Source organism: Candidatus Planktophila lacus (genome assembly GCF_002287925.1).
Lineage (GTDB): Bacteria > Actinomycetota > Actinomycetes > Nanopelagicales > Nanopelagicaceae > Planktophila > Planktophila lacus.
On sequence record NZ_CP016769.1, the window covers coordinates 1,130,154 to 1,156,880 of the forward strand.

The following is a 26,727-nucleotide window of genomic DNA, read 5'->3' on the forward strand; positions in this document are numbered from 1 at the left end:
ATGAATCGCTAGTTACGCGATATCAATAACTGCCCAGCGCGCTTGCCTTCCATAGTCAAAACAGTGATTCGAATCCCGTTAACGCCAACTACATCGTGTGCGACGGGAATTCTGCCTAAGAAATGCATCACAAAACCGCTCGCTGTTTCATATGGGCCTTCAGGGATTTCTATACCTGTCTGCTCACGTAAATCATCGATCGAAATCAGTCCATCAACCTCAAAATCACCTGTGCGCGATTCCATGGAAACATCGGCTTCATCGGTGTCGTATTCATCTTTGATATCGCCGATCAAGCATTCGACTAAATCTTCGAGGGTCACGATGCCGTCGGTGCCACCGTATTCATCGAGCACGATAGCTAAATGTTGGCGTTGATTGCGCATCTCGGTAAGGGCAGGAAGAACTCCCTTGGTGCCAGGCAGAAACATGATGTTTCGAACAAGCTCTTGAATCTTTCCGCCGGCGCTCACCAACGTTGTATCAAGTAGATCGCGAACGTGGATAAATCCAATTACCTCATCGGTTGATCCACGAACAACTGGATAACGTGAGTGAGCGCGATCAACGGCGAGCGCAATCGCCTTGCCTACAGTTAATGAGGCATCCATAAAATCAACTTCGGTGCGCGGAACCATAACTTCATGCACCTGGCGCTCTGAAGCGTTAAATACTTCTTCTACGATATCGCGTTCTTCTGCAGTCAAGGCAGCATGGCCAGTTACCAAATCAAGGAGTTCTTCTTCAGACATCTGGCTGCGTTGTTCTTTTGGATCAATTCCAAAGATACGTACAACAACATCAGTTGATCTAGAGAGCAGCCAAATCACAGGTCTAAAGAATTTGGCGGTTAAATCAATAGGGCCAGCGCTCCAAAGCGATATCTCTTCAGTGCGAAATAGCGCAAGACGTTTTGGAACGAGCTCACCAAAAACAAGTGAGAAGTAAGCGATTACTAAGGTGACGCCGATTAGCGAAGTTACATTTGCTGCATCATCTGACAGACCAAGATCAACCAACTGCGGAATGACATAAACGCCAAGTCTTTCTGCGCCAAGTGCGGCAGATAAGAATCCACAAACAGTTACGCCAACTTGAGCAGCGGCTAAGAAGCGATTTGGGTTAGAGGTAAGGACGGAAACCTTGGCGCCACGTTTACCTCTACTTGAGAGTTGGCGGACTTGGCTTTCACGAAGTGAGATCAAGGCGATTTCGGCTGCCACAAAGAATGAGCCGAGCAAGATCAGGCCAGCTACGGAGGCGAGATCGCCGATTAAAGAACCAATCGGGTAAGGGTCCATGATGGGGGTAATTCTACGGCTTAGAACTGAGAGATGTGAACTCGCCCAGAGGCTATCTCTCTAGCCCCTTCCCTATTTGCCCACGCTTGGCATATCCTTTGCGAGCCTAGCCAACCGGCTAGCACCTTCATCCTACGGACCGTCGGGCACGTACCTGCCCGGAGAAGGAGATACCTTAAATGGCATCTGTTGTATTCGAAAACGCAACACGTATCTACCCAGGCACAACCAAACCTGCAGTCGACAAGTTAAACCTAACCGTTAAAGACGGTGAATTCTTGGTTCTTGTTGGTCCATCAGGTTGCGGTAAGTCAACATCACTACGTATGTTGGCAGGACTCGAAGAGATCGACGAAGGTCGCATTCTTATCGGTGACCGCGATGTAACAAATGTTGCTCCAAAAGATCGCGATATCGCAATGGTTTTCCAGTCATATGCGCTTTACCCACATATGACTGTTGCAGAGAACATGGGATTCGCACTTAAGATCGCTGGAGTTTCCAAAGAAGAACGCGAAAAGCGCGTTAATGAAGCAGCGAAGTTGCTCGACCTTGAGCCATATCTAGAGCGTAAGCCAAAGGCTCTCTCTGGTGGACAGCGTCAGCGCGTTGCTATGGGTCGTGCGATTGTTCGCGAGCCACAGGTATTCCTTATGGATGAGCCTCTCTCAAACCTTGATGCGAAGTTGCGCGTTGCAACTCGTACCCAAATCGCTGCGCTACAGCGCCGTCTTGGAATCACAACTGTTTATGTAACACACGACCAAGTTGAAGCTATGACTATGGGCGATCGCGTAGCAGTTCTTAAGGATGGTCTATTGCAGCAAGTTGATACACCTCGCAACCTTTATGACTCACCTGCAAATGCATTCGTTGCAGGCTTCATCGGCTCACCTGCTATGAACCTTCTCTCTGCTCCAGTAAGTGGCGGAAAGGCGATGCTCGGAGATCTCGCAGTAGACGTTCCAGGATCTGCTGGTTCATCAGTAACCGTTGGAATTCGTCCAGAAGGCTTTGCTCCTGCATCATCTGGCTTCAAGGTTCTAGTTGAAGTTGTCGAAGAACTCGGCGCAGATGCATTCGTCTACGGCAAGCCTGCAGATTCATCTGTGAACTTTGCTAACTCAACTGATGAAGGCGCACAAGTAATTGTTCGCTGGGATCCAAAGCACCCACCAAAGCCAGGCGACACAATCACTGTCACCGCTGCGGCTGCATCAGTTCACCTCTTCAACTCAACAACTGGAGAGCGTCTAAAGTAATAAACAAGTAATTAATAAGTAGTAAATAACCCCCGTCACGCAATGTGGCGGGGGTTATTTACTTTAAGAGTTAAAGAGCTTTAAAGGGGCGGGCAAATTCTGTTTCTTCAGTTGCCTCTAACTCAAGTAAACGATTCCATTTCGCGGTGCGCTCTGATCCATGTGTAGAACCGACTTTAATCTGCTGCGCCCGCCAACTGGTTGCAATATCTGCCAGCCAAGAATCTTCAGTCTCACCGCTGCGGGCCGAGACAACCGTTGCAAAGTTATTTGCGTGCGCATGATCTAGGACGCGATGAGTTGAGGTAAGCAGACCATTCTGGTTGGCCTTGATCAAAATAGCGTTAGCGCTCTTTTCTGCAATACCGCGTTCCAGGCGATGTAAATTAGTTGTAAAGAGGTCATCTCCAAGAATTTGTAGATGTGCAGGAGCGCTTGCGGCAAAGGCTGACCATGAGGCCCAATCATCTTCGGCAAAGGGATCTTCAATCGATGAAATTGGGTAGGTAGTAACTAGATCAAGGATCTCTTCTACGAATTGATCTGGCGAATAAACCTGCCCAGATGTAGTTAACGAGTATTTGTGATCGGCAAAGAACTGGGTTGATGCAATATCGAGTGCCAGTGAAACTTTTCCAGATAGCCCAAGTTCTTCGATCTGCGACAAAACAAACTCGCAGGCATCGTCGGTTGTTGGGAATGAGAGTCCTAATCCACCTTCATCAGCAACTAAATGAGTAACGCCATGAGCCTTGCCATCACTTGCTGCTCGTTCACGAATTGCAACGATCCAGGAAAGGGCTTCGGCAAAATTACTTGCGGCATGAGGAACAACTAGAACATCTTGAATATCAAGGCTGCGATTGGCGTGGGCTCCCCCAGATAAAATATTTACCATCGGCATCGGCAGTAAGAGCGCACCTTCTGGCTGAAAGTATCTGACCAGAGATTTACCTGATGCATGCGCTGCTGCTTTTGCAACAGCGAGTGAGGTTGCTAGCGTTGCATTGGCGCCAATTACCTGATGACCCGGAGTTGGATCAACCTCGACGAGCAACCCATCTATCGCAGCTAAATTCAGGCTGTGGCCCAATAACTTAGGTGCAATCTTGGAATTAATATTTTCAACAGCTGAGTAAACAGATTTTCCGGCGTAGAAACTCTCTGCCTTCGTTGTTCCAGCATCTCTGAGTTCGCGTGCCTCATGTGCACCCGTTGAAGCCCCTGATGGCACTCGTGCGGTGTGAAGCGAGCCATCGCTTAAGGTAATTGTTACCGCAACAGTGGGGCGGCCTCGTGAATCGAGTACTTGATAGCCAAGTAACTTCTTAATATTCATTACTTGGCGCCTTCAAATAGCTGCTCAAAAGTCATAGTCGAATCTAACAGTGCAGACTTGGTGGTGGCTACCAGCCTTTGCTTCGCAGGCTCATCCAAGTAATTTACTGGTGATACCCCTTCAACCCGAGCCAAGGCGATGAGAGCAACATGTAGCGGAAGACTCTTGGCGATGCTTATCCGACTAGTTTCGCGATAAGAATTTAGGAAGTTCAAGGCAGTAGTGGCTAACGCATCTTTCTCTGCTTCGCTCTGCGTTCTTATAGTTTTGCATAACAGATGTGCGCTGACAAAAGCTAAATCAAAGACAGGATTTCCAGTATGTGCGACCTCGAAATCTAAGACTATGGGGCTGTGATCAGGCGTTGCCAGGATGTTCTTTGGCGAAAAATCTCCATGCACCAAGGCGATTTTCTCGGTCGTAATCTCTTCAATCAATGAGTTAATAACTTGTTGGAGATTAGGGTTCTTATCTGCAACTGCGCGATAGAAAGGACTTACTCGCAACTGCTCAAAAAGTTCGCCTTCCATAAACTTCGCCTTAATCGCTGAATCAACGGCAGTTGTGTTGTGCCACTGCGCCAATACCTTGCCGAGTTTTTCACCCATTTCCGGATGGATTCGTCCTTCCAACATATCCTGCTTCCAGTTGGTACAGGTGTTTGGAAGACGTGACATTGTTAAAGTGAAATTGGCTTCGTCGCAATCAATCAACTCTGGAACGCTATCCGGAGTAATCGATTGATAGACGCGCATCGCCTCTGCCTCAACAATTGCGCGGCGTTGATCGGCCACCCACTTTGCTTTTGTCTTTAGCTCAGGCAGAGCCTGCTTAACAACTAACTCGCGCTCGGCACTTTTGACCGCTAAGACAACACAGGAAACGCCACCTGTGAGAACTTCCACGGTGGCGTTGCCTGAAATTAATCCGCGCTCATTAAGGTAGGAAATTACCGAACCTTCATCGAGCACGAGGTTTCTTTACTTAACCCTTTAGCGAACCTGACAAGAGGCCACGCAAGAAGTAACGACCTAAGAATAGGTAGACCAGCAGCGTTGGGATCGAAACGATCAACGATGCGGTCATGTTATTTCCGTAGTAAACCTGGTTGCCAGAACCAGTGATGAAGTTAAGCGCTGTTGTTGCAACAGATAACTTCGGAGAACCACCAGTTAAGAAGATCGCAAAGAGGAAGTCGTTCCAGGCAGATGTGAATTGCCAGATAAGAACAACAACAAAGCCCGGAATTGAGAGTGGCAAGAAGATGGTGCGGAAGATACGTACCATTCCGGCGCCATCAACACGTGCGGCCTCAATTAGTTCGTTTGGAATCGCTGCGTAGTAGTTACGGAAGATCAAGGTACAGATCGGAATACCGTAGATCACGTGGGCAAATACCAATACGTAGATCGTGTTACCGATTCCGGCCCACTGATTGAACTTAGTCAGTGGAATCATGATCGCTTGGTAAGGAATGAACATTCCGAAGAGGAAAGTTGTAAATACAAATGTAGATCCGCGGAAACGCCACTTAGCAAAGACGAACCCGTTGATCGCACCGATTACCGCTGAGATAACTGAGGATTGGACTACGAAGAAGAGTGTGCGGAGCATAGGCTCGCGCAAGATCTCCCACGTTGGACCCCAAGCGCTGAAGTCGAGGGAAGTCGGTGGAATAAATGCTGCCGATTGAGTTACGCCAGTGATGCCCTTAACTGAGTTGATCACCATGATGTAGATAGGCAGAGCGGCGATTACAAAGAGAATGGTTAGCGCGAAATAGCGAAATACCAACCAGAATTGACCGACGCCATCGAGTTTCTTCTTATTGCGAACATCAACCTTGCGGGTGACGCGGGATGCGATATCTGAACTCATTTGTTCGCCTCCTCTGTCTTATTTACATAGATTAGATATGGAATGACTGCTACAGCGATCATCAAGAGGATCAAGATCGCAATTGCAGCTCCCTTGGCGTAGTTCTGGAAATCGAAGATAACTTGCCACATATAGATCGCAAGAACCTTGGTTACATAGCTCTTAGTTGCGATACCGAAGATGAGGTCGAAGACCTTCATCGAAATATGGCCCAAGATAATCAAGACCGTTAAGAATGTTGGTGATAGTTGTGGGAACAAGATGTGGCGATAGATCTTAAATTCGCTGGCGCCATCTACACGCGCTGCTTCGCGAAGATCATCTGGAATGCCACGGAAGCCGGCTAAGAAGAGCGCCATTACATAACCCGCCATCTGCCAGATAGCAGGCAGTGACATCGCATACATGGAACCAGCCTCAGATGTGTACCAGTCGCTCTGAAGAGCGCCTAGACCTACTTGCTGCAATAGGTAGTTAAGGCCTGTTGCATCTGCATCGCGGGCTGAGTCCATCAACCAGCGCCATGAAGTTCCCATAGCGATAAATGAGATCGCCATTGGATAGAGATAAGTAGAGCGGAAGAAGCCTTCGCCCTTGATTCCCTTTTCTAACAATAAAGACATAATCAAGCCGGAGAGCAAACATCCGATCATAAATACTGCAGTGAATTTTAGAAGGTTAGAGAGTGCGTGTGTAAATTCAGGATCTTGCCAAAGTTCTACATAGTTGGCGAAACCTACATAGCTAACATCTTCGGTGTATGAGTTGGTGCGATTCATCAAAGATTCACGAAGTGTGTAACCAATCATTCCGTATACGAAAACCGCCATCGCGATAATTGATGGGAGTACGAAAAAGAATCCGCCCCATGGGCTATGGACTCGATTTTTCTTTACTTTCACTTAGGTGTCGCCTCTCAAAATATTTAGACTATTTAGAAACTTAAGAATCTCTAGAAATATTAAAAGTGTCGAAGTTCTGGCGAAACCTTTCGATTCCGCCAGAACTTCGACAACTTCTTTAAAACACTTACCTAAATAACTAATTAATTAGCTATTTACGTGTGCCTTTAGAGCTGCATCGAGTGCCTTTGCAAAGCCCTTCTTATCTTTTCCTCCGCCTGAATAGAAGCGTCCAACTGCTGAGTTGTACGCAGCCATTCCAGCATTGCCCCAGTTAACGCCGTGGACAGTTGAACCGACTAGGCGATCCTTCTTCCATGACTTCATTGCTGCCTGGAGGTAGCTGTCATATAGCTTTGGATTTGAATCTGTACGAACTGCGATTGAACCCTTCTTAGGGTTGAAGGCATCCTGTCCAGCCAAAGATCCGCAGACCTTCAACCAGGCGATACCTGCATCGCGGTTTACAGCGCCCTTAGGCAATGTAAATGAATCTGATAGCCACTGGTAGATACCGTTAGTACCTGGACCTGGAGCCCATGTGTAGTCCTTGCCTAGCTTTAGGCCTTCTGACTGCCACTGTGATGAAGCCCAGTCACCCATGATGAAGAAGCCGGCTTTACCTGTTGTTACAAGCTTGCCTGCATCTGGCCAGTCAAGTGACTTGCTTGAGTTACCGAATGCAAGAATCTTTGCAAGGTAATCAATTGCCTTAGCAACTTCTGGACCGCTCCACTTTGTCTTACCTGTCCATAGACCGTTGAACTTATCTGGTCCCATTGAAGCAAGTAGTACGTAGTCGAATAGGTGAGCAATCGCCCAGTCGCCGTTACCAGCAAGTGCGATTCCGTCGATTCCGACCTTCTTGAACTTGGCCATGTCAACGAGCATTGCATCTAGTGATGCAGGAGCCTTAGTGATTCCAGCCTTCTTTGCAGCTGCTGGATTCCACCATAGAACGTTTGAACGGTGAATGTTTACAGGAACTGAGTAGATCTTTCCGTTTGTTGTAAGGGTCTTTACGAGATCCTTAGGGAAAATCTTGTCCCATCCTTCTGACTTGTAAAGGAATGAAAGGTCTTCAACCTGTCCAGCCTTTACATATGATGAAAGTTCTTCACCAGCATGTGCCTGGAATGTGTCAGGTGGATTTCCAGCTTGCATACGTGATACAAGTACGCCCTTTGCGTTAACGCCAGCTGCACCTGCAACTGTTGCGTTAATAAATGGAGTCTTTGGGTTCTTTGCATTGAACTCAGTTGTCATTCCTTCTAGACCTGCAGCTTCTCCGCCTGATGCCCACCAGGTAAAGATTTCAAGTTGCTTATCAGTTGCAGCAGATGATGCTGGAGCTGTTGTTACAACAAGTGCAAGTGCAGCGAAGACAGCTGCTACTTTTGACTTCTTTAGCATGTAACGCCTTTCTCGATGTAGAGGGATTTCCTACTACGGGATATGTATCAGCCTGGATTTTTTGGGGACCAGGAATCTACATATAGGTATCTTTGTTCGGGGTTAGGGGTGAGTCAACCCATTGCGGCCCTTTGGCGGTAACGTTTAGGTTACAAAGGGCGGGCTAAAAACCCCGCCCAACGAAGGGTTCTCTAGGTAAGAGAAGAGAGCTTGTAATAAGCGCCATTCCACTTGATTTCCTTGTGGAACTCATCGCTGGTGGTCGCGGCGCTGATGCGCAAGTGCTCTACGGAGGCGATATTGGCGAAATCATTTAGGGTCTCGATATCCAAAGATGTACTCAGGACGGTGTGGTGGGAGCCGCCGGCGTAGATCCAGGATTCGGCCGAAGTGGCAAGAGATGGGGCCGGCTTCCAGACCGCACATGCAACAGGTAACTTCTTTAACTCTTTATCTGGCTTAACAACTTCGATGTCATTTGAAACGATGCGAAAACGATCACCGAGATCCATTAAACCAACTACGCGACCTTGTGCAGGTGTTGCGTTGAAAACTAAACGAACTGGGTCATCTTTTCCACCGATACCAAGTGGATGAATTTCGCACTTTGGTTTTTGATCTGTAATTGTGGGACAGACTTCGAGCATATGTGCGCCCAAAACTTTTGGTTCGCCAGGTCCGAAGTGATAGGTGTAATCCTCCATAAATGAAGTTCCACCTTTCAGGCCTTCGGTCATGCTCTTAATAATGCGAAGTAGTGCTGATGTTTTCCAGTCTCCTTCCCCACCAAAGCCATAACCCTTCGACATCATGCGTTGCACTGCTAAACCTGGGAGTTGCTTGAGGGCTCCTAGATCTTCAAAGTTAGTTGTAAATGCGGTGAAGTTTCCGGCTTCTAAGAATCGCTCGAGCGCAATTTCAAGAGATGCCTGATAGCGCAGTGAATCGTGGCGGGCTCCACCTTTTTTAAGTTCGGCAGAAACTTCAAAGATCTTTTCATACTCGGCAACTAGCGAATCAATTGCGCTCTCTTCAACTGCAGCAACGGCGTCGACAAGTGCGTTTACACCGTATGCCTCAATAGACATGCCAAGTGCAATCTGGGCACTTGTCTTATCACCATCGGTAACTGCTACATAACGCATATTGTCGCCGAAGCGTGCGAGCTTTAAGTTTTGCGCTGTATGCCAACCAATAGCAGCGCGCATCCAATGTGCGATACGAGTTGTAACGTTCTTATCGCTTACATGCCCGGCAACTACTTTGCGCGCCATATGCAGGCGTGCTTGCACGTGGCCATGTTCGCGATCGCCGTGCGCGGCCTGATTTAGATTCATGAAATCCATATCGATGCTTTCCCATGGAAGTTCAGAATTCGCCTGAGTATTTAAATGCAGGATTGGAACTTGAAGTGCGTTAAGGCCACCGATCCACATTTTGGCTGGTGAAAATGTATGCATCCAAGTAATTACGCCTATGCAGTTGGGATTCGCTGAAGCTTCTAGACATAGCGCTTTAATCGCTTCAGGTGTTGTTAGCACTGGCTTCCAGGTCGCCTTAATTGGAAGATCACTTGCGGCATTTAGCGTTGCTACTACTTGCTTAGATTGTTCGGCAACTTGAGCCAAAATATCATCGCCGTAGAGTGGCTGGCTTCCGGTGAGAAACCAAACTTCTAAACCTTTTTCGCTAAGTGATTTCATTCTGCAGATAGTACATGAGCGTTAGTTAATGGGAAATAGATCCGTGGCTATCTCAATATCCCCACGCAAAATATGTACATTTCCACTTCCATATTTGCGCCAATTATCAGTAAGAACTAAGGCGGTATTCTCATCTATTCCCACAAGGGCGGTACCGGCATCTTTACGCATAATCGCCGCGGTAACGCGATCAGGTAGCCATCCTAAAAATTTGTCGTAATGCGGAATTACTTCGATTTCAGGTAAGAGATTTAACCCAGGACTAATGTGCGATCGGCGAATTCCAATAATCTTGCCGCAGAAGGCCATCGCTCCTGCAGAGCAACCAGCTAGCGAAGCTCCTTCACGCCATGCGCTAACTATCGCTTCCCACATAGGAGTGTCTGCAAATACTTCAGATAAATGAACTGGGTCTCCCCCAGAAAAGTAAATTAATCCGGCGCTCTTTATCGCTTCGATCCACTGCTCATTGAAAGCATCTTCACGGCTAAGCACCGGCAAGTATCTAACTTCGCAGCCAATGCGCGCTCCTTGATCGGCGCCGCGTCGTCGCCAGAAATCTAAACGGTCGTCGCCTTCTTTCCCGGCGGCGGTAGGAATCTGTACATAAGTATTTGATTTACCGCGAGAAATACCTAAGCGCAGTAGCTCTGTTTCGAGCAACTGCGCTTCGGGTAAATATTCTCCAGAACCAACTAGCGCTAAAGCACCCGGTTGGTTAACAGACATCTTTAGGCCATTGCAACTTTCAAGTTTTCATCAATTGAATTGAGGAACTCTTGAGTCGTTTGATATGGCGCATCCTTAGAGATGAGAAGAGATAGATCTTTTGTCATCTTCCCTGATTCAACAGTTTCGATGCAGACACGTTCTAGCGTTGAACAGAACTTCGCAAGCTCAGCGTTGTTATCTAACTTGGCGCGGTGAGCAAGCCCCTGAGTCCAAGCAAAGATTGATGCGATCGGATTAGTTGAAGTAGCCTTACCTGCTTGGTGATCGCGGTAGTGGCGAGTAACTGTTCCGTGCGCTGCCTCTGATTCGCAGATCTTTCCATCTGGAGTCATAAGTACTGAGGTCATCAATCCTAGTGAGCCGTAACCTTGTGCGACGGTATCTGATTGCACATCTCCGTCGTAGTTCTTACATGCCCAGACATATCCACCTTCCATACGAAGTGACATAGCGACCATGTCATCGATAAGGCGGTGTTCGTACCAAATGCCAGCAGCATCAAATTGTGGCTTGAACTCAGCTTGGAAGATCTCTTCAAAGATATCTTTAAAGCGACCGTCGTATGCCTTAAGAATTGTGTTCTTGGTTGAAAGGTAAACCGGGAACTTACGAAGTAGTCCGTAGTTAAGTGAAGCGCGGGCAAAGTCGCGGATTGAATCATCTACGTTGTACATCGCCATTGCCACGCCTGAAGATTCGAAGTTAAAGACTTCAGTGTTAATTGGCGCAGAGCCATCTTCAGGAACGAATGAGATCGTTAGCTTTCCTGGACCTGGAACTTTGAAATCAGTTGCGCGGTATTGATCGCCAAATGCGTGACGGCCGATAACGATTGGCTTAGTCCAGTGAGGAACCAATCGTGGCACGTTTGAAATGATGATTGGCTCGCGGAAGATCACTCCACCCAAGATATTGCGGATTGTTCCGTTAGGTGACTTCCACATCTTCTTAAGGCCAAATTCTTCAACGCGCGCTTCGTCGGGGGTAATAGTTGCGCACTTGATACCAACGCCATGCTTTTGAATAGCGCGGGCCGAGTCAATAGTTACCTGATCATCTGTGGCATCGCGATGTTCCATGCCGAGGTCGTAGTACTCGAGGTTTACATCGAGGTAAGGAAGGATTAAGGAATCTTTGATGAACTGCCACATGATGCGGGTCATCTCATCGCCATCTAGTTCGACGACAGTTCCGGTTACTTTGATTTTGCTCATATCTTTTCCTTACTAGAGTGTCTGAACATCTGCTTGCTTGGCGCGGACTGCTTCCGCAGCTTCCTTTAGCCCAGCAAGTTCTGAATCGGTGAGTTTTGTTTCGACAACTTTCTTTACGCCAGTGCGGCCTATCTCAGCTTCCACTCCGAGGTAAACGCCTGAGATTCCGTAATCGCCATCAACCCAAGCACAAACTGGCATTACTGCACCTGAGTCTTCGATTACCGCTTTAGCCATGCGTGCAGCTGCAGCTGATGGTGCGTAGTAAGCAGAACCGGTCTTGAGGAGCGCAACAACTTCTGCGCCACCGTTACGAGTGCGATCTACAAGTTCATCAATTTCTGCCTGTGAAAGAAGTTCAGAGAGTTGCTTGCCATCTACAGTGCAACGGCTTGGGACTGGCACCATCGTGTCACCATGTGATCCAAGAGTTAGCGTCTTGACTGAACCAACGGCAACGCCAAGTTTTTCAGCAACAAAGTTTGTAAAGCGTGCTGTATCAAGCATTCCTGCCTGGCCCATCACGCGATTCTTTGGAAAGTTAGTTGCAAGCTGAGTAAGCGCTGTCATTTCATCGAGTGGATTTGAGACCACAATGATCACTGCATTAGGTGAGTGCTTTGCAATATTTTCAGCAACGCCGCGAACGATTCCGGCATTTACACCGATCAGATCCATACGGCTCATACCTGGTTTACGTGGCAAGCCTGCTGTAATGACAACAACATCAGAGTTTGCAGTTGCTTCATATCCTGCGCCATCAGCAGTTGTAGTCGCACCGATGATCTTGGTTTCAAATCCTTCGATAGAACGTGATTGGTTCATATCAAGCGCCAAGCCTTCAGGCTTTCCTTCGAGGATATCTGTGAGCACAACGGTTTCGAAGATGTTGTATTCAGCTAGACGAAGGGCAGTTGTTGAGCCGTAGAAACCAGCTCCGACAACGGTGACTTTTCCGGAAATTGCTTTGGCAGACATAACCGACTCTTTCTCTTACGTTCTCTTGATATCGAGAGAAACTCTACAACCCGCGCGGAAGTGAAATCGCCACGGCCAAGAGAGCCAGCGCTATTCCGAGGGCTAAATACCGTTCAACTTTTCCAGTTTTCCAATGTGCGATCGCAATCACACCCATACCGATGGCGATCGCGATCGAGCCGAGGCGAACAAAGGATGCCACCCCAGCTAGAAAACCAAGGCCAATGATTAGGTATGCCAGACGCACACCGATTGAATTTATCTCTCGCATGCTTCAACAACATTCTGTAGCAACATCGCCCGAGTCATCGGTCCGATTCCACCAGGCATAGGCGCAACAAAAGAGGCAATGTTCATAACACCTGGGTCAACATCTCCGAGTAAACCAGCAGAAGTTCTAGAGATTCCAACATCAATAACAACTGCGCCCTGTTTAATATCGCTCGCCTTTAAGAAATGTGCGCTACCAATTGCAGCGATAACAATGTCGGCACGCTTAGTGTGTGAAAGCAAATCTTTAGTGCCGGTGTGGGTCAGAGTTACTGTGGCATTTTCTTGCTTGCGAGTTAGCAGCAACCCAAGTGGACGTCCCACTGTTAGGCCGCGACCAATAACCACAACTTCTGCACCTGCTAGCGGAATTTTGTAATGGTTGATTAATTCGACGATGCCTCGCGGAGTGCATGGAAGTGGTGCATCAAAACCAGAGACAAGTCGACCTAAGTTAATTGGATGTAGACCATCAGCATCTTTTACCGGATCAATTGATTCCAGAACTAATTGAGTATTTATCCCTTTGGGAAGCGGCAGTTGCACGATATATCCAGTGCACTCTTTAGCGTTGTTTAAATCCTTGATTGCTGCAAGCACATCGGCTTGCGATGCATCTGCCTTTAGATCAACGCGAATTGAATTGATTCCGACTTCTTGGCAGTCGCGATGTTTTCCCGCAACATAAGAAATAGAACCTGGGTCATCGCCAACGAGAACTGTTCCGAGACCTGGCGCAATCCCATTAGCCTTTAGCGAGGTTACGCGTGCAGCAAGTTGCCCTTTGATGGTGGCGGCAAGTGCTTTGCCATCAAGGATTGTTGCTGTCATAACTCCAGATCCTATTCGAGTTAGTTGTGGCTAGCGAAATTAGGCGTGCGAGAAGTGGCGTGTGCCAGTAAAAAACATTGCAATTCCTGCGGCGTTTGCTGCTGCAATTACTTCTTCATCGCGAACGCTGCCACCTGGCTGCACAACCGCTGTTACACCGGCATCGATCAGAATCTGTAAACCATCTGCAAACGGGAAGAAGGCATCACTTGCCGCAACTGTTCCGGCAACGCGATCGCCAGCGCGCGCAACTGCAAGTTTTGCAGAGTCCACGCGATTTACTTGGCCCATTCCGATTCCGATTGCTGCCCCATTGTGTGCCAACAAGATCGCATTGCTCTTAACTGCGCGCACCGAGCGCCAAGCAAATTCGAGATCAGCTAACACTTCAGCGGAAACTGCAGCACCTGTCACTTGCTTCCAGTTAGCTGGAGAATCACCTTCGGCGCTGATCTTGTCGGTATCTTGAAGAAGTACTCCACCTGATACGGGGCGAATTTCAAAGGGCGATAGAAAGGTATTAGCGCAGGTGAGAATTCTGATGGAAGGTTTACGCATCAGAATTTCCAACGCTGCTGGTTCGTACTCTGGAGCGATTATTACTTCAGTAAAAATCTGAGACAGCGGTTCGGCCATAGCAACGGTTACTTTGCGATTTGCCGCTACGACTCCCCCAAATGCTGAAACGGGATCACATGCATGCGCTGCTAAATAAGCGCTAGCGATATCTTTACCAGTTGCTATTCCACATGGGTTGGCATGTTTAATGATTGCAACACAAGGCTGTTGGTGATCTAACGCTGCACGCCACGCTGCATCAGCATCGGTGTAGTTATTAAATGACATCTCTTTGCCATGGCTCTGCACGGCGTTAACAATTCCCGGAGGACCACCGCGATAGATCGCCGCCTTTTGATGTGGGTTCTCGCCATAACGAAGCGAACTCTCGCGATTCCATATCAAGCCAAACCAATCTGGAATATCGGTGCTGATCTGTGTGCCAAGCCAAGATGCAATTGTTAAATCGTATTCAGCGGTGGTGCGAAAGACTTCTAGGGCAAAGCGGCGACGTTCATCGAGCGTAGTTCCGCCACCTTTAATCGCTGTAAACAGATCGTCGTACTGTGAAACTTTTGAGATAACAGCAACTGAGCCGTGGTTCTTAGCTGCACCGCGCAACATCGAAGGACCGCCGATATCAATTTGTTCAATGCACTCGACATATTCAGCGCCCGACATAATCGTCTGCAAGAACGGATAGAGATTGATAACAACTAAATCAAAAGGCTCGATATCTAATTCTGCTATCGCCGCTAAATGTTCGGGATTATCTTGATCGGCCAATATGCCTGAGTGAATCTTTGGGTGCAGGGTCTTTACGCGACCACCCATAATCTCGGGAAAACCGGTGTAAGAACTGACTTCGGTAACTGCGTAACCTGCTTGGGCTAACGTCTTTGCAGTAGATCCAGTTGAAAGTATTTCAATCTTGGCTTCGGTTAACACCTTGCCGAGTTCTAAAAGACGATCTTTATCGTAAACGCTTACAAGTGCGCGACGGATAGCTTTGCGGTCAGTCATGAGACCTCACTGATTCGTTCAGTAGTTGTTGCAACGTCGCGACATAGAGACGTCTTTCGACAATCTTAATGCGTTCATGCAACGACTCTTCAGTATCGCTAGGCGTGATTTCAACTTCTTCTTGAGCGATTAACGCTCCGGTATCTACTCCCGCATCAACCCAGTGGATGGTGGTCCCAGTTTTTCTAGCGCCAGCGGCCAGCGCATCTCGAACCGCGTGGGCGCCTGGAAAGAGCGGCAACAAAGCTGGATGGCTATTTACGATCTTAAATTTAGATACACAATCGGCCGAAAGGATCCGCATAAAGCCTGCGCTTGCGATGAGATCGGGTTGTAGATCAGTTAGCGCTGCAACAATTTCTTTATCCCAGTCCGTACGATTTTCGGTCATCGCAATAATTTTGGTTGGAATTCCTGCCGCTTCGGCGCGTTCTAAAACTCTGGCACTTGCTTGATCAGAGATAACGCAGGCGATCTCTGCTTTTAAGTCATCGCTGTGCTGCGCATCGATAATTGCTTGGGCGATACTTCCGCTACCTGAAGCCAGTATGACGATTCGCGGATTAGTCATCGTTTAGCGCGAATTCTTATCTGCGGCAGTAGAACTACCAGCGCGATTCCTAAAGCAATCTCAACTGCGATGGAAAGGGTGAATTTCCAAATTGATAAGCCAACCGCGCTCATTGCCGGCGTCATTAAAGAACCGCTGGCTAGATAACTTAAAAGAGCGGTTGCGATCAAGAGCTGCACGAAACTTTGAATAAGTGTTGTGGTACTAGAGCTCTGTGCCCATATCGCAAGAGCAGCGCCTACGACTACAACTAGTGCGACCGCAATTAGCGCCCACCGTGAAGAAGTTGTAGGAAGCACTGATAGAAGAGGAAGTGCGGGTAGTTCACCTAAGCGATGCGTGAATGGTGAGACTAAAGTTCCGGCGCCAACTGCAAAGCCAGTTCCGGTGAAGTATCCGAGTATCGATAGCGCCGCATTGGGAAGATAGAAAGCATTTAGCGCAAATAGTAAGAAGGAGCCGAGAATCCCCGGTTGTAAGACGATTGAGATATTCTTGAAGGTCGCAGTATTTGTAAAGATCAAAATTGCAAGAATGATAAATGAGAAGCCAAGCAAGATTGCTAGAACGCGGCTTGCTAAAGATGCTGCCTGCGAAATTCGAACTCGTGATCCGGCAGTTAATGCCGCTAGGTAGGCGATCCCAAAGGTAAATATGGGCGTTAGATACCACTGTGGTGACACGTTGGTTGAACGGCTAAAGAGCGAAAGAAGTGTTGCGACCAATGCATATTGACCGGCAAAGATTGAACGAACGGTATTAATGTTATGAAAGTCGCCGTGTAATTTACTAAGGGCTTTAGTGAATCCAACTCGAAGCGCAAAGAATGGGATCAACATCGCACCAATCGGAAGGAAAGATAGATACCCAATCGTTGTTCCGCTTAAGTTAAATGGAATGTGGTGCGCACCTAGCCAGAGCCAGAGCGCTGCCCGCATTGGATCTGAAGTATTTCCAGTTGCGCTTCCAGCTGTCGCCCAGGCGATTAGAGATATAAAGGCAAGCGGAAGAAGGATTACAAAGACGCTACGCAAAACCTGTGCAAACGAGACCGCTAGGACACGTTGCAACATTTGACCGCTAGCGACCGAGTATGGCGCGCATTAAGCGCGCAGTTTCACTTGGAGTTTGTCCGACCTTAACGCCAGCTGCCTCAAGAGCATCTTTCTTTGCTTGCGCAGTTCCAGATGACCCAGAAACGATTGCGCCTGCATGGCCCATCGTCTTTCCTTCTGGCGCAGTAAATCCAGCGACGTAACCTACAACTGGCTTGGTTACATATTCAGCGATAAATGCAGCAGCGCGCTCTTCAGCATCTCCGCCGATTTCACCGATCATAACAATTGCAGTTGTATCAGGATCATCTTGAAAAGCCTTTAGGCAATCAATATGTGTTGTACCGATTACGGGATCTCCACCGATACCAACTGCTGTAGAGAAGCCGATGTCGCGGAGTTCGTACATCATTTGGTAGGTAAGAGTTCCGGACTTAGAAACTAATCCGATTGGTCCGCGCTTGGTGATATCCGCAGGGATGATTCCGACATTTGACTGTTCTGGGCTGATCAGACCTGGGCAGTTTGGCCCGATGATCTGCGTTGTGCCCTTTTGCAATGAGTATGCGTAGAAGTATGCAGAGTCATGAACTGGAATACCTTCAGTGATCACAACAACTAGCGGCATCTTGGCATCAATAGCATCGATAACCGCAGCCTTTGCAAACTTTGGCGGAACGAATACAACTGAAACATTTGCCCCAGTTGCAGCCATCGCTTCAGCAACAGTGTTAAAGACTGGAAGTTGATGGCCATCGATATCGACGCTTTGTCCGCCTTTACCTGGCGTAACTCCACCAACAACTTTGGTGCCTGATGCCAACATGCGACGAGTGTGCTTGGTTCCTTCAGAACCAGTCATACCCTGAACAATTACCTTGCTTGCAGAATTAATAAAGATAGACATTACTTTGCCGCCAATTCTGCAGCGCGTGATGCTGCTCCATCCATAGTTTCAGCCTGCTCAATAAGCGGGTGGTTGGCTGCCTTCAAGATTGCGCGGCCTTCAAGGACGTTGTTGCCATCAAGGCGAACAACGATTGGCTTAGTGGCCTTTGCGCCAAGTAGCTCAAGTGCTTGCACAATGCCGTTTGCAACAGCATCACAAGCGGTGATTCCGCCGAATACATTTACAAATACGCTCTTTACATCAGGATCGCCCAAGATGATTGAGAGTCCATCGGCCATTACTTGGGCAGATGCTCCGCCACCGATGTCGAGGAAATTTGCTGGGCGCATGCCTCCGAATTTTTCGCCAGCATATGCAACGACATCGAGCGTTGACATAACCAGGCCAGCACCGTTGCCGATGATTCCAACCTGACCGTTATCTAGTTTTACGTAATTCAAACCTTTTTCTTTAGCCGCCGCTTCAAGCGCGTTTGCTGCATCGTGATCTACAAGCGCCTCATGTGTTGGCTGACGAAATTCCGCGTTGTCATCGAGAGTCACTTTGCCATCGAGTGCGATGATGCGACCATCTTCGGTCTTAACAAGTGGGTTGATTTCAACGAGAGTGGCATCTTCAGATTGGAAGGTTTCCCATAGTTTTACAAGAACATCTGCAACTTGATCTGCGATATCTGCTGGGAACTTAGCCTGCGCAACGATCTCTTTCGCTTTCGCAAGTGAGATTCCATCAACAGCAGTTACTGGAACCTTGGCAAGTTTTTCAGGTGCAGTGTGTGCAACTTCTTCGATATCCATACCGCCGGCAACTGATGCCATTACAAGGAATGTACGGTTTGATCGATCTAGCAAAATCGACATGTAGTACTCGTCCACAATTGGCGCAGCTTGCGCGATCATAACTTTGTGAACTGTGTGGCCTTTAATATCCATTCCGAGAATGGCGCCGGCTTTCTCTTTCGCATCGTATGCATCAACGGCAAGTTTTACACCGCCTGCTTTTCCGCGACCGCCAACTTTTACTTGGGCTTTAACAACTACCTTTCCACCCATTGCAGATGCTGCAGCGAATGCTTCATCAGCGGTAGTCGCAACAGCGCCTGCTAAAACAGGTACGCCGTGCTTTTCAAAGAGGTCACGTGCTTGATATTCAAAGAGATCCACAGATAACTACCATTCGAAGAATTACTAGCTCGTCTTTGTGCTAGCGGATGTGGATAATCCTAATCCTTGCGAAAGGCTACAAAACCACAACAGGGGCATAGCGCAGCAAGAGGCGTTTTTCGCCGTATTGGCCGAAGTTGATCGTCGCCTCTGATTTATCGCCTTCACCCGCTAGCGCCACAACGGTGCCAAGACCGAATGTGTCATGTGACACACGCTGACCAACTTCAAGAACCATCGCAGAAGATGTTTTGCCGGTCGCTCTCGGCGGAGGTGTTGTCGGAGTACGACGGCGAAGTCCAGAACTTCCAGATGAAGATGAGGAACGCGCTTCGTTCTTCCATTCGATTAAATCAGTTGGAATTTCATCTAAGAATCTTGAACCAGGGTTGTATTTAGGAGTTCCGAAAGTTAAACGATACTCCGCACGCGAAATATAAAGTCTTTTTTCAGCGCGCGTTAAACCAACGTATGCCAAGCGACGTTCTTCTTCAATCTCTTTGGGATCATCCAAGGTACGTGCGTGCGGAAAGATTCCATCTTCCATGCCAGTAAGAAATACCGTTGGAAATTCCAGACCTTTGGCGGTGTGCAGAGTCATCAAGGTAACAACTCCCCCATGATCTTCACCATCGGGCAATCCATTCAATCCCGAATCGCTTTGCTTATCGGGAATGTCGTCAGCATCGGCAACTAGCGAAACTTTTTCCAGGAATCCAGATAGCGAAATTTCTTCATCTTCACCGAGCTCTTCAATTGGGCGTTCTTCATATTCCATTGATGCCGAGACAAGTTCTTTTAAGTTTTCAACTCGTACTTCATCTTGCGGATCGGTGCTCGCTTCAAGTTCGGTGAGCAAACCTGATTGCTCAAGGACCGCTTCGATAATCACAGATGGCTTGGTCTTTGCCTCAACGAGTACAGAAAGGGCGGTAAGCATTGAGGTAAATGTGCCGATGGATTGCGCCGCTTTATTGGGAACGCTGGTTGCCTCGGTTACTCTTAATAAAGCTTGCCAGAAAGAGATTCCGTTGGCCTGCGAAAAGATTTCCACTTCTTCGAGGGCGCGATCGCCAACCCCGCGTTTTGGAAAGTTGATGATGCGGCGCAGCGAGACTTCATCATCTGGGTTAGCCAGCACGCGCAGGTAGGCAAGGAGATCTTTAACTTCTTTTCGTTCGTAGAAGCGCAAACCCCCAACGACTTTGTAAGGAATGGCAGCGCGCATAAAGATTTCTTCAAAGATACGAGATTGGGCATTTGTGCGATAGAAAACCGCAGTATCTCCTGGATTGGAGTAACCCATATCTTGCAGTGAGCGAATCTCTGACTTTACGAATTCGGCTTCGTCATATTCGGATTCGGCGACATAACCAACTAGCGGCGCACCAGCACCAGCATCAGACCACAAGTTCTTCTCTTTACGAGATTCATTCTGTGTAATAACTGCGTTCGCTGCGTTAAGGATATTTTGTGTCGAACGGTAATTTTGTTCGAGCAAGACGGTGGCCGCGTTCGGGTAATCAACTTCAAACTGCAAAATATTGCGGATCGTTGCACCGCGGAAACCGTAGATAGATTGATCGGCATCGCCCACCACGCAAAGCTCGGCAACTGGAAAACCATCGCCTTCGGTGCCGGTGAGCTCTTTAACTAAAACATATTGTGCGTGGTTGGTGTCCTGGTATTCATCTACAAGGATGTGGCGAAAGCGGGAACGAAAGCGCGCCTTGGTTTCAGGGAATTGCTGCAAGACCTGCACGGTCTTCATAATCAAATCATCGAAATCTAAAGCGTTGGCCTGCTTCAGACGTTTTTCATACATCGTGTAAACATCGGCGACGATGGTTTCAAATTGGTTTTGCGCCGCAGATAGATATTGATAAGGAGTTTGCAGCTCGTTCTTGGCATTTGAAATTAGTGATTGGAATTGGCGTGCGGGATAGCGCTTGGGATCAAGATTAAGAGTCTCCATCACTCGCGAAATCAACTTCTGCGAATCAGCGGAGTCGTAGATGCTGAAGGTGCTGCTATATCCCAGACGTTCTATCTCTTGGCGCAGTAAGCGCACACAGGCAGAGTGAAAAGTTGAGACCCACATTGATTTTGCGATCGGACCTACAAGTTCGGTGACGCGATCTTTCATCTCACCAGCTGCTTTATTGGTAAAAGTGATCGCCAAAATTTCGTAGGGTTTAACTGAACGAGCCGCCATTAAGTAAGCGATACGACGAGTTAGAACTCGCGTCTTTCCAGATCCCGCACCTGCCACCACTAAAAGAGGTGCGCCTTCGCTGGCAACCGCTTTCTGCTGCTGCGGATTGAGCCCCGCCAGTAGCGCTTGCGTATCAACCATGGCGCGGAGTCTATTAGGCTTAACTGTCATGGAGCCGCTACCAAATTCAGAGATAAAGCGCGTACTTGTCATCAACGCACATCCCGATGACTCTGATTTTGGCGCATCCGGAACTATCGCCCAATGGGTCAAGGCGGGCATTGAAGTCGCCTATGTCTTCTGCACCAATGGCGATCAAGGCGGCGAAGAATCGGGCTTCACCAAAGAAGAGATGCCAGCGATCCGCCAGCGCGAACAACGCGCAGCAGGTGCCGCAATCGGCGTCACCGACATTACATTTTTAAATTATGTTGACGGACATCTCGAACCAACACTTGGGCTTCGTAAAGATATCGTCCGCCAAATTCGCATCAGCAAACCAGATCGCATGGTCTGCCAATCACCAGAGCGCAATTGGGATCGTATCGGCGCAAGCCATCCTGATCACCTGGCTGCCGGTGAAGCTGCGATCCAAGCGGTTTACCCTGATGCACGAAATCCTTTTGCATTTACCGATTTATTAGATAACGAAGGTTTGCAACCACATCGCGTTAAAGAAGTTTGGATGATGGGCTTTGCAAACCCTGATCACTGGGTTGATATCACCGATACCTTTGATTTGAAGATGAAGGCGTTAAACGCACATGCATCACAGACTGCGCACAATAAGGAACTTGAAAATATGGTGCGCGAGTGGGGTCACCGCAACGCTGGAATGGGCGGCTTACCTGAAGGCCGCATTGCTGAAGCTTTTAAGATTATCAATACCAATTAATAAATCTAAAAAATTATCGAACAGTTACCGATTTGATCTCGATCGGCTGCACCGGAATTCCATCGCCTGCGTAGTAAGCGTTTCCGGTTGATTGATCAACTTGGTACGCGCCAACTTTTTCAATGCGAAGCAGTAGCGGCAAACCCGTCTTGATCTTGCCCCAGATTGTGTAGCTCGGTGGAAGTGTTGTGTCCTTATAGACCAAGAAGAACTGGCTGCCGTTGGTATTTGGGCCAGAGTTAGCCATAGCTACTGTTCCTGCGGGATAGGTAAGAATCTTCTTAGTTGGAAGGTTCTCGTCTTTATAGCCTTTCCAAGAACCAGGTGAACCATTTCCTTGCGCTGAAGGATCTCCGCATTGCAGAACATAAATGCCTTCAGTAGTTAGGCGGTGGCAGAAAGAGCCATCAAAATATTTAGAACGAGCAAGCGTTGCTAAGTTGGTAACGGTTTGTGGCGCTGCTGGATCAAGCGCGATAGTAATAACACCACAATTTGTAGTAATCGTCATCGTCTTTGCAAGTTTCTTGTCAACGCTAGTTGGTTGCTTAAGCGTTGCTGGCACATGCGCCTTTGACGTTGGCTTTGCGCAACCCTTAACTGAAGTTGGGCGCTCAGCAGCAGATGCTGAAATCGGCAACATAAAGAAAACCAGAGCCAAAGAAATAAACTTTTTCACGGTCACTCCCATTCATTCTCTTTGCGAGTGTTCATTTCACTCCCACTCGATCGTTCCAGGTGGCTTACTCGTAACATCCAACACAACTCTGTTTACTTCGCGAACCTCATTGGTGATTCTTGTAGAAATCTTCTCTAGAGTTTCGTAAGGCACGCGCGACCAGTCTGCGGTCATGGCATCTTCACTTGATACCGGACGCAAAACTATTGGGTGGCCATAAGTACGGCCATCGCCTTGCACACCAACGCTACGTACATCAGCCAACAGAACGACCGGGCATTGCCAGATCTGACGATCAAGTCCTGCCGCCTTTAACTCTTCGCGCGCAATTAAATCTGCATGGCGCAGAATTTCCAGGCGATCTTGCGTTACTTCACCGATGATGCGAATACCGAGCCCTGGACCTGGGAATGGTTGGCGCCAAACGATTTCTTCAGGAAGACCGAGTTCTAAACCGACCTGACGAACTTCATCTTTAAATAAAGTACGAAGTGGTTCGACAAGAGTGAACTTCAAATCATCTGGAAGACCACCAACATTGTGGTGTGACTTAATGTTTGCAGTACCTGTACCGCCGCCTGATTCAACGACATCTGGGTAAAGGGTGCCCTGCACTAAGAATTCAACATCTCCCCCAGCAGCAATGTCGCGCGCTGCCTTTTCGAAGGAACGAATAAATTCACGGCCAATAATCTTGCGCTTGGTCTCAGGATCAGTAACTCCCGCAAGAGCGTTTAAGAATTGATCAACCGCATCAACCACAACTAGATCAATACCGGTTGCAGCAACAAAGTCACGCTGTACTTGTTCGGATTCGCCGCTGCGCAACAAGCCGTGGTCTACGAATACACAAGTTAGCTGAGCACCTACTGCGCGCTGCACGATTGCGGCAGCAACTGCTGAATCAACGCCACCTGAAAGTCCGCAGATAACGCGCTTGCTGCCAATTAGCGTCTTCGCTTTAGCAACTTCATTCTCGGCAATGTTTCCGGTTGTCCAGTTTGGTGTGCAACCGGCGATATTAATCAACCAATTTTTCAGGATTGCTTGGCCGTGTTCAGAATGTAGAACTTCGGGGTGGAACTGAACGCCGGCAATCTTTCCGCTGGCATCTTCGAAAGCGGCAATAGGAGTATCTGCTGTTACTGCACAGATAGTAAAACCTGCAGGTGCTTGAGTCACCGCATCGCCGTGCGACATCCAAACTCTCTGTGACGCAGGTAGCGTTGCAAAGATCTTAGAGCTTACTTCCGCTTTAATTTCAGTGCGGCCGAATTCTGATTTACCTGTCTGGCTTACAACGCCACCAAGAGCTGCGGCCATCGCTTGGAAACCATAACAAATTCCGAATACTGGAATACCGAGTTTGAGAATTTCAGCATCAAACTTTGGTGCGCGATCTGCATAAACACTTGAAGGCCCGCCCGATAGAACAATTGCAGATGGCGCCTTGGCCGAAACTTCAGCAGCGGTGATATGTGATGGAACGATCTCAGAAAATACATTTGCTTCGCGAACGCGGCGTGCGATCAGTTGTGCATATTGCGCACCGAAATCAACGACCAGTACGCCGTTCTCCGAATTACTCATTTACGCCCCGTGAATGATTACTTCTACGCGCTGGAATGACTTAACATCTGAATAACCAGAGGTTGCCATTGCGCGGCGAAGTGCGCCAAATAGGTTCATTGAGCCATCAGATGTATGTGATGGTCCGTTAAGAATTTCTTCAAGTGTGCCAACGGTGCCAACATTTACGCGCTCACCGCGTGGAAGTTCTTGGTGATGTGCTTCAGATCCCCAGTGCCAGCCAAGTCCTGGCGCCTGTGTTGCCTTTGCAAGTGGAGAGCCCATCATTACCGCATCTGCGCCAACGGCAATTGCCTTTGCGATATCACCAGAGCGACCAACTGAACCGTCTGCAATAACGTGAACATATCGTCCACCTGATTCATCTAAGTATTCACGGCGCGCTGCAGCTACTTCAGCAACAGCAGATGCCATTGGAACTTCGATACCTAAAACTTTGCGAGTTGTGTGTGCAGCACCGCCACCGAAACCAACTAGAACACCAGCTGCTCCTGCGCGCATCAAGTGCAGCGCACCTGTTGCAGTAGCGACTCCACCAACAATTACCGGCACATCTAGTTCATAGATGAATTTCTTGAGGTTAAGAGATGAATCATCATGTCCAACATGTTCTGCAGAAACTGTTGTTCCACGAATTACGAAGATATCTACGCCAGCATCGATAACTGCCTTGTGAAGTTCTGCGGTGCGCTGTGGGGAAAGTGATGCCGCAACTGTGACACCAGAATCACGAATTGTTTTGATGCGCTCTTTGATTAACTCTGGGCGAATCGGTGCGCTGTAAATTTCTTGCATACGTCGAGTTGCATGCTTATCTGGCATCGATGCGATTTCACCGAGCGGAATGCGGGGATCGTCATAACGAGTCCAAAGACCTTCTAGGTTCAGAACTCCGAGTCCACCAAGTCTTCCAATTTCAATTGCTGTTTCAGGAGAAACAACAGAGTCCATTGGCGCGGCCATCATTGGAATATCAAATTTATAAGCATCGATCTGCCACGCAGTTGAAACATCTTCGGGGTTTCGAGTACGACGGCTTGGAACGATGGCGATATCGTCAAATGAGTAAGCCTGGCGGGCACGTTTTCCTGGTGCGATCTCGATATCCATAGCGGCCTTCCTTAGCTCTTCTTGCTGTAGTTAGGGGCATCGGCAACGTGCAAGACATCGTGAGGATGGCTCTCTTGTAGCCCTGCTGCAGTAATTTGAATCAAGCGACCTTCACGGCGCAGCGTTTCGATATCGGGTGCGCCGGCATAACCCATTCCGCTGCGCAGACCGCCAACGAGTTGGTGCACAACTTCAGCAACTGGGCCGCGGTATGCAACTCTTCCTTCGATACCTTCAGGAACAAGTTTGTCTTCAGATAAAACATCGTCTTGCATGTAGCGATCTTTGGAATATGACTTCTGTTCTCCGCGAGATTGCATCGCACCTAGTGAACCCATGCCGCGATATGCCTTGTACTTTCGGCCATCGATTTCAACGAGTTGTCCTGGTGATTCTTCGCAACCAGCAAGAAGTGAACCAAGCATTACTGAATTTGCACCAGCAACAATTGCCTTAACAATGTCACCTGAATATTGAAGACCACCATCTGCGATTAGCGGAATTCCCGCCTTGTTACATGCCTTAGCTGCTTCCATGATCGCGGTAATTTGTGGAACACCAACACCTGCAACAACGCGCGTTGTGCAGATTGATCCAGGACCAACGCCAACCTTTACCGCATCAGCACCTGCGTTAATTAGCGCTTGCGCACCGGCGCGAGTTGCGACGTTGCCACCGATTATTTCGATAGTGGACGAAAACTTTTTAATGCGTTCGATCGCATCTAAGACAGCGCGGTGATGGCCATGTGCGGTATCAACTACAACTACATCTACGCCAGCTTCGATTAAAGCTTGGGCGCGAGCAAACCCATCATCGCCAACTCCAACAGCAGCTCCGGCTAAACCAACGTTCTTAACTAATTTAACGTGGGTTACTTGTTCTTCAATCGGAAGGTTGCGGTGAATGATTCCGATACCGCCGGCCTTGGCCATAGCGATCGCCATTGTTGATTCGGTGACGGTATCCATCGCAGATGAAACGACGGGAACGGCAAGCGAAATATTTCGGGTTAACCAGGTTGCGGTATTTACTTCGCTAGGAACAACCTCAGAGGCATCTGGCAATAAGAGCACATCGTCGTAAGTCAGCCCGAGCATCGCGACTTTGTCGTTATCGCTGCTCATGAGCCCTC

The 26,727-nt window shown here is 48.3% G+C and carries 24 protein-coding genes; 2 read left to right on the forward strand and 22 right to left on the reverse strand.

The window, feature by feature from the left end:
• Positions 1-8: 8 nt before the first annotated feature.
• The gene (locus tag A1s21148_RS05670; protein ID WP_095671462.1) at positions 9-1,301 is read right to left on the reverse strand and encodes a hemolysin family protein; all 1,293 of its coding nucleotides are present in this window, start codon (positions 1,299-1,301) and stop codon (positions 9-11) included.
• A gap of 179 nt (positions 1,302-1,480) precedes the next feature.
• Between A1s21148_RS05670 and A1s21148_RS05675 the strand changes: the two genes are divergently transcribed.
• The gene (locus A1s21148_RS05675) at positions 1,481-2,563 is read left to right on the forward strand and encodes an ABC transporter ATP-binding protein (RefSeq protein ID WP_095671463.1); all 1,083 of its coding nucleotides are present in this window, start codon (positions 1,481-1,483) and stop codon (positions 2,561-2,563) included.
• Between the two features lie 70 nt (positions 2,564-2,633).
• On the opposite strand, the gene eno is transcribed toward A1s21148_RS05675, so the two are convergent.
• The 17 genes from eno to pcrA all read right to left on the reverse strand — a co-directional run bounded on the left by eno (position 2,634) and on the right by pcrA (position 21,459).
• A complete protein-coding gene (gene eno / locus A1s21148_RS05680) occupies positions 2,634-3,902 on the reverse strand; it encodes a phosphopyruvate hydratase (RefSeq protein ID WP_095671464.1) in 1,269 nt (422 codons plus the stop codon).
• Complete coding sequence (locus A1s21148_RS05685; RefSeq protein ID WP_095671465.1) at positions 3,902-4,873, reverse strand: phosphotransferase family protein; 972 nt, start codon at positions 4,871-4,873, stop codon at positions 3,902-3,904. Before A1s21148_RS05685 ends, eno begins: the two co-directional genes overlap by 1 nt.
• Before the next feature lie 13 nt (positions 4,874-4,886).
• Positions 4,887-5,780, reverse strand: coding sequence for a carbohydrate ABC transporter permease (locus tag A1s21148_RS05690; RefSeq protein ID WP_095671466.1), 894 nt, complete (start codon positions 5,778-5,780; stop codon positions 4,887-4,889).
• Positions 5,777-6,610 carry a carbohydrate ABC transporter permease gene (locus A1s21148_RS05695; protein WP_095671853.1) on the reverse strand — a complete coding sequence of 278 codons (834 nt, stop codon included), beginning with the start codon at positions 6,608-6,610 and terminating at the stop codon, positions 5,777-5,779. The genes A1s21148_RS05690 and A1s21148_RS05695 overlap by 4 nt, the downstream gene beginning before the upstream one ends.
• A gap of 219 nt (positions 6,611-6,829) precedes the next feature.
• Positions 6,830-8,095 carry an ABC transporter substrate-binding protein gene (locus A1s21148_RS05700; protein ID WP_095671467.1) on the reverse strand — a complete coding sequence of 422 codons (1,266 nt, stop codon included), beginning with the start codon at positions 8,093-8,095 and terminating at the stop codon, positions 6,830-6,832.
• Between the two features lie 191 nt (positions 8,096-8,286).
• A complete protein-coding gene (gene araA / locus A1s21148_RS05705) occupies positions 8,287-9,798 on the reverse strand; it encodes an L-arabinose isomerase (protein ID WP_095671468.1) in 1,512 nt (503 codons plus the stop codon).
• A 21-nt stretch (positions 9,799-9,819) separates the two neighbouring features.
• Positions 9,820-10,527, reverse strand: a complete 708-nt coding sequence (locus tag A1s21148_RS05710; RefSeq protein ID WP_095671469.1) for a Type 1 glutamine amidotransferase-like domain-containing protein — start codon at positions 10,525-10,527, stop codon at positions 9,820-9,822.
• 2 nt (positions 10,528-10,529) lie between these two features.
• Positions 10,530-11,744 (reverse strand): NADP-dependent isocitrate dehydrogenase, encoded by a 1,215-nt coding sequence (locus tag A1s21148_RS05715; RefSeq protein ID WP_095671470.1) that lies wholly within the window; start codon positions 11,742-11,744, stop codon positions 10,530-10,532.
• A gap of 12 nt (positions 11,745-11,756) precedes the next feature.
• Positions 11,757-12,722: a malate dehydrogenase gene (gene mdh / locus A1s21148_RS05720; RefSeq protein ID WP_095671471.1), complete on the reverse strand. Its 966-nt coding sequence runs from the start codon at positions 12,720-12,722 to the stop codon at positions 11,757-11,759.
• Between the two features lie 43 nt (positions 12,723-12,765).
• Positions 12,766-12,993, reverse strand: a complete 228-nt coding sequence (locus A1s21148_RS05725; protein ID WP_095671472.1) for a hypothetical protein — start codon at positions 12,991-12,993, stop codon at positions 12,766-12,768.
• Positions 12,981-13,823, reverse strand: coding sequence for a bifunctional methylenetetrahydrofolate dehydrogenase/methenyltetrahydrofolate cyclohydrolase (locus A1s21148_RS05730; RefSeq protein ID WP_095671473.1), 843 nt, complete (start codon positions 13,821-13,823; stop codon positions 12,981-12,983). The genes A1s21148_RS05725 and A1s21148_RS05730 overlap by 13 nt, the downstream gene beginning before the upstream one ends.
• 39 nt (positions 13,824-13,862) lie before the next feature.
• Positions 13,863-15,404, reverse strand: coding sequence for a bifunctional phosphoribosylaminoimidazolecarboxamide formyltransferase/IMP cyclohydrolase (gene purH / locus A1s21148_RS05735; RefSeq protein WP_095671474.1), 1,542 nt, complete (start codon positions 15,402-15,404; stop codon positions 13,863-13,865).
• Positions 15,397-15,975 (reverse strand): phosphoribosylglycinamide formyltransferase, encoded by a 579-nt coding sequence (gene purN, locus A1s21148_RS05740; RefSeq protein WP_095671475.1) that lies wholly within the window; start codon positions 15,973-15,975, stop codon positions 15,397-15,399. Before purN ends, purH begins: the two co-directional genes overlap by 8 nt.
• Complete coding sequence (locus A1s21148_RS05745) at positions 15,972-17,048, reverse strand: cell division protein PerM (protein WP_223299375.1); 1,077 nt, start codon at positions 17,046-17,048, stop codon at positions 15,972-15,974. Before A1s21148_RS05745 ends, purN begins: the two co-directional genes overlap by 4 nt.
• A 7-nt stretch (positions 17,049-17,055) precedes the next feature.
• Positions 17,056-17,937, reverse strand: coding sequence for a succinate--CoA ligase subunit alpha (gene sucD / locus A1s21148_RS05750; RefSeq protein WP_095671476.1), 882 nt, complete (start codon positions 17,935-17,937; stop codon positions 17,056-17,058).
• Positions 17,937-19,103, reverse strand: coding sequence for an ADP-forming succinate--CoA ligase subunit beta (gene sucC / locus A1s21148_RS05755; protein ID WP_095671477.1), 1,167 nt, complete (start codon positions 19,101-19,103; stop codon positions 17,937-17,939). The genes sucD and sucC overlap by 1 nt, the downstream gene beginning before the upstream one ends.
• A gap of 76 nt (positions 19,104-19,179) precedes the next feature.
• Complete coding sequence (pcrA, locus tag A1s21148_RS05760) at positions 19,180-21,459, reverse strand: DNA helicase PcrA (RefSeq protein WP_095671855.1); 2,280 nt, start codon at positions 21,457-21,459, stop codon at positions 19,180-19,182.
• A 28-nt stretch (positions 21,460-21,487) separates the two neighbouring features.
• On the opposite strand from pcrA, the gene A1s21148_RS05765 reads away from it, so the two are divergent.
• Positions 21,488-22,213, forward strand: a complete 726-nt coding sequence (locus tag A1s21148_RS05765; RefSeq protein ID WP_095671478.1) for a PIG-L deacetylase family protein — start codon at positions 21,488-21,490, stop codon at positions 22,211-22,213.
• A gap of 13 nt (positions 22,214-22,226) precedes the next feature.
• Here the strand turns inward: A1s21148_RS05765 and A1s21148_RS05770 are convergent, their stop codons facing one another.
• Genes A1s21148_RS05770 through guaB form a run of 4 tightly spaced genes read right to left on the reverse strand, consistent with a single transcriptional unit; the run spans position 22,227 to position 26,719 of the window.
• Complete coding sequence (locus A1s21148_RS05770; protein WP_223299377.1) at positions 22,227-22,892, reverse strand: peptidylprolyl isomerase; 666 nt, start codon at positions 22,890-22,892, stop codon at positions 22,227-22,229.
• A gap of 36 nt (positions 22,893-22,928) precedes the next feature.
• Positions 22,929-24,482, reverse strand: a complete 1,554-nt coding sequence (gene guaA, locus A1s21148_RS05775) for a glutamine-hydrolyzing GMP synthase (RefSeq protein WP_095671479.1) — start codon at positions 24,480-24,482, stop codon at positions 22,929-22,931.
• Positions 24,483-25,592, reverse strand: a complete 1,110-nt coding sequence (locus tag A1s21148_RS05780; RefSeq protein ID WP_095671480.1) for a GuaB3 family IMP dehydrogenase-related protein — start codon at positions 25,590-25,592, stop codon at positions 24,483-24,485.
• Between the two features lie 11 nt (positions 25,593-25,603).
• A complete protein-coding gene (gene guaB / locus A1s21148_RS05785; RefSeq protein ID WP_095671481.1) occupies positions 25,604-26,719 on the reverse strand; it encodes an IMP dehydrogenase in 1,116 nt (371 codons plus the stop codon).
• Positions 26,720-26,727 lie beyond the last annotated feature (8 nt).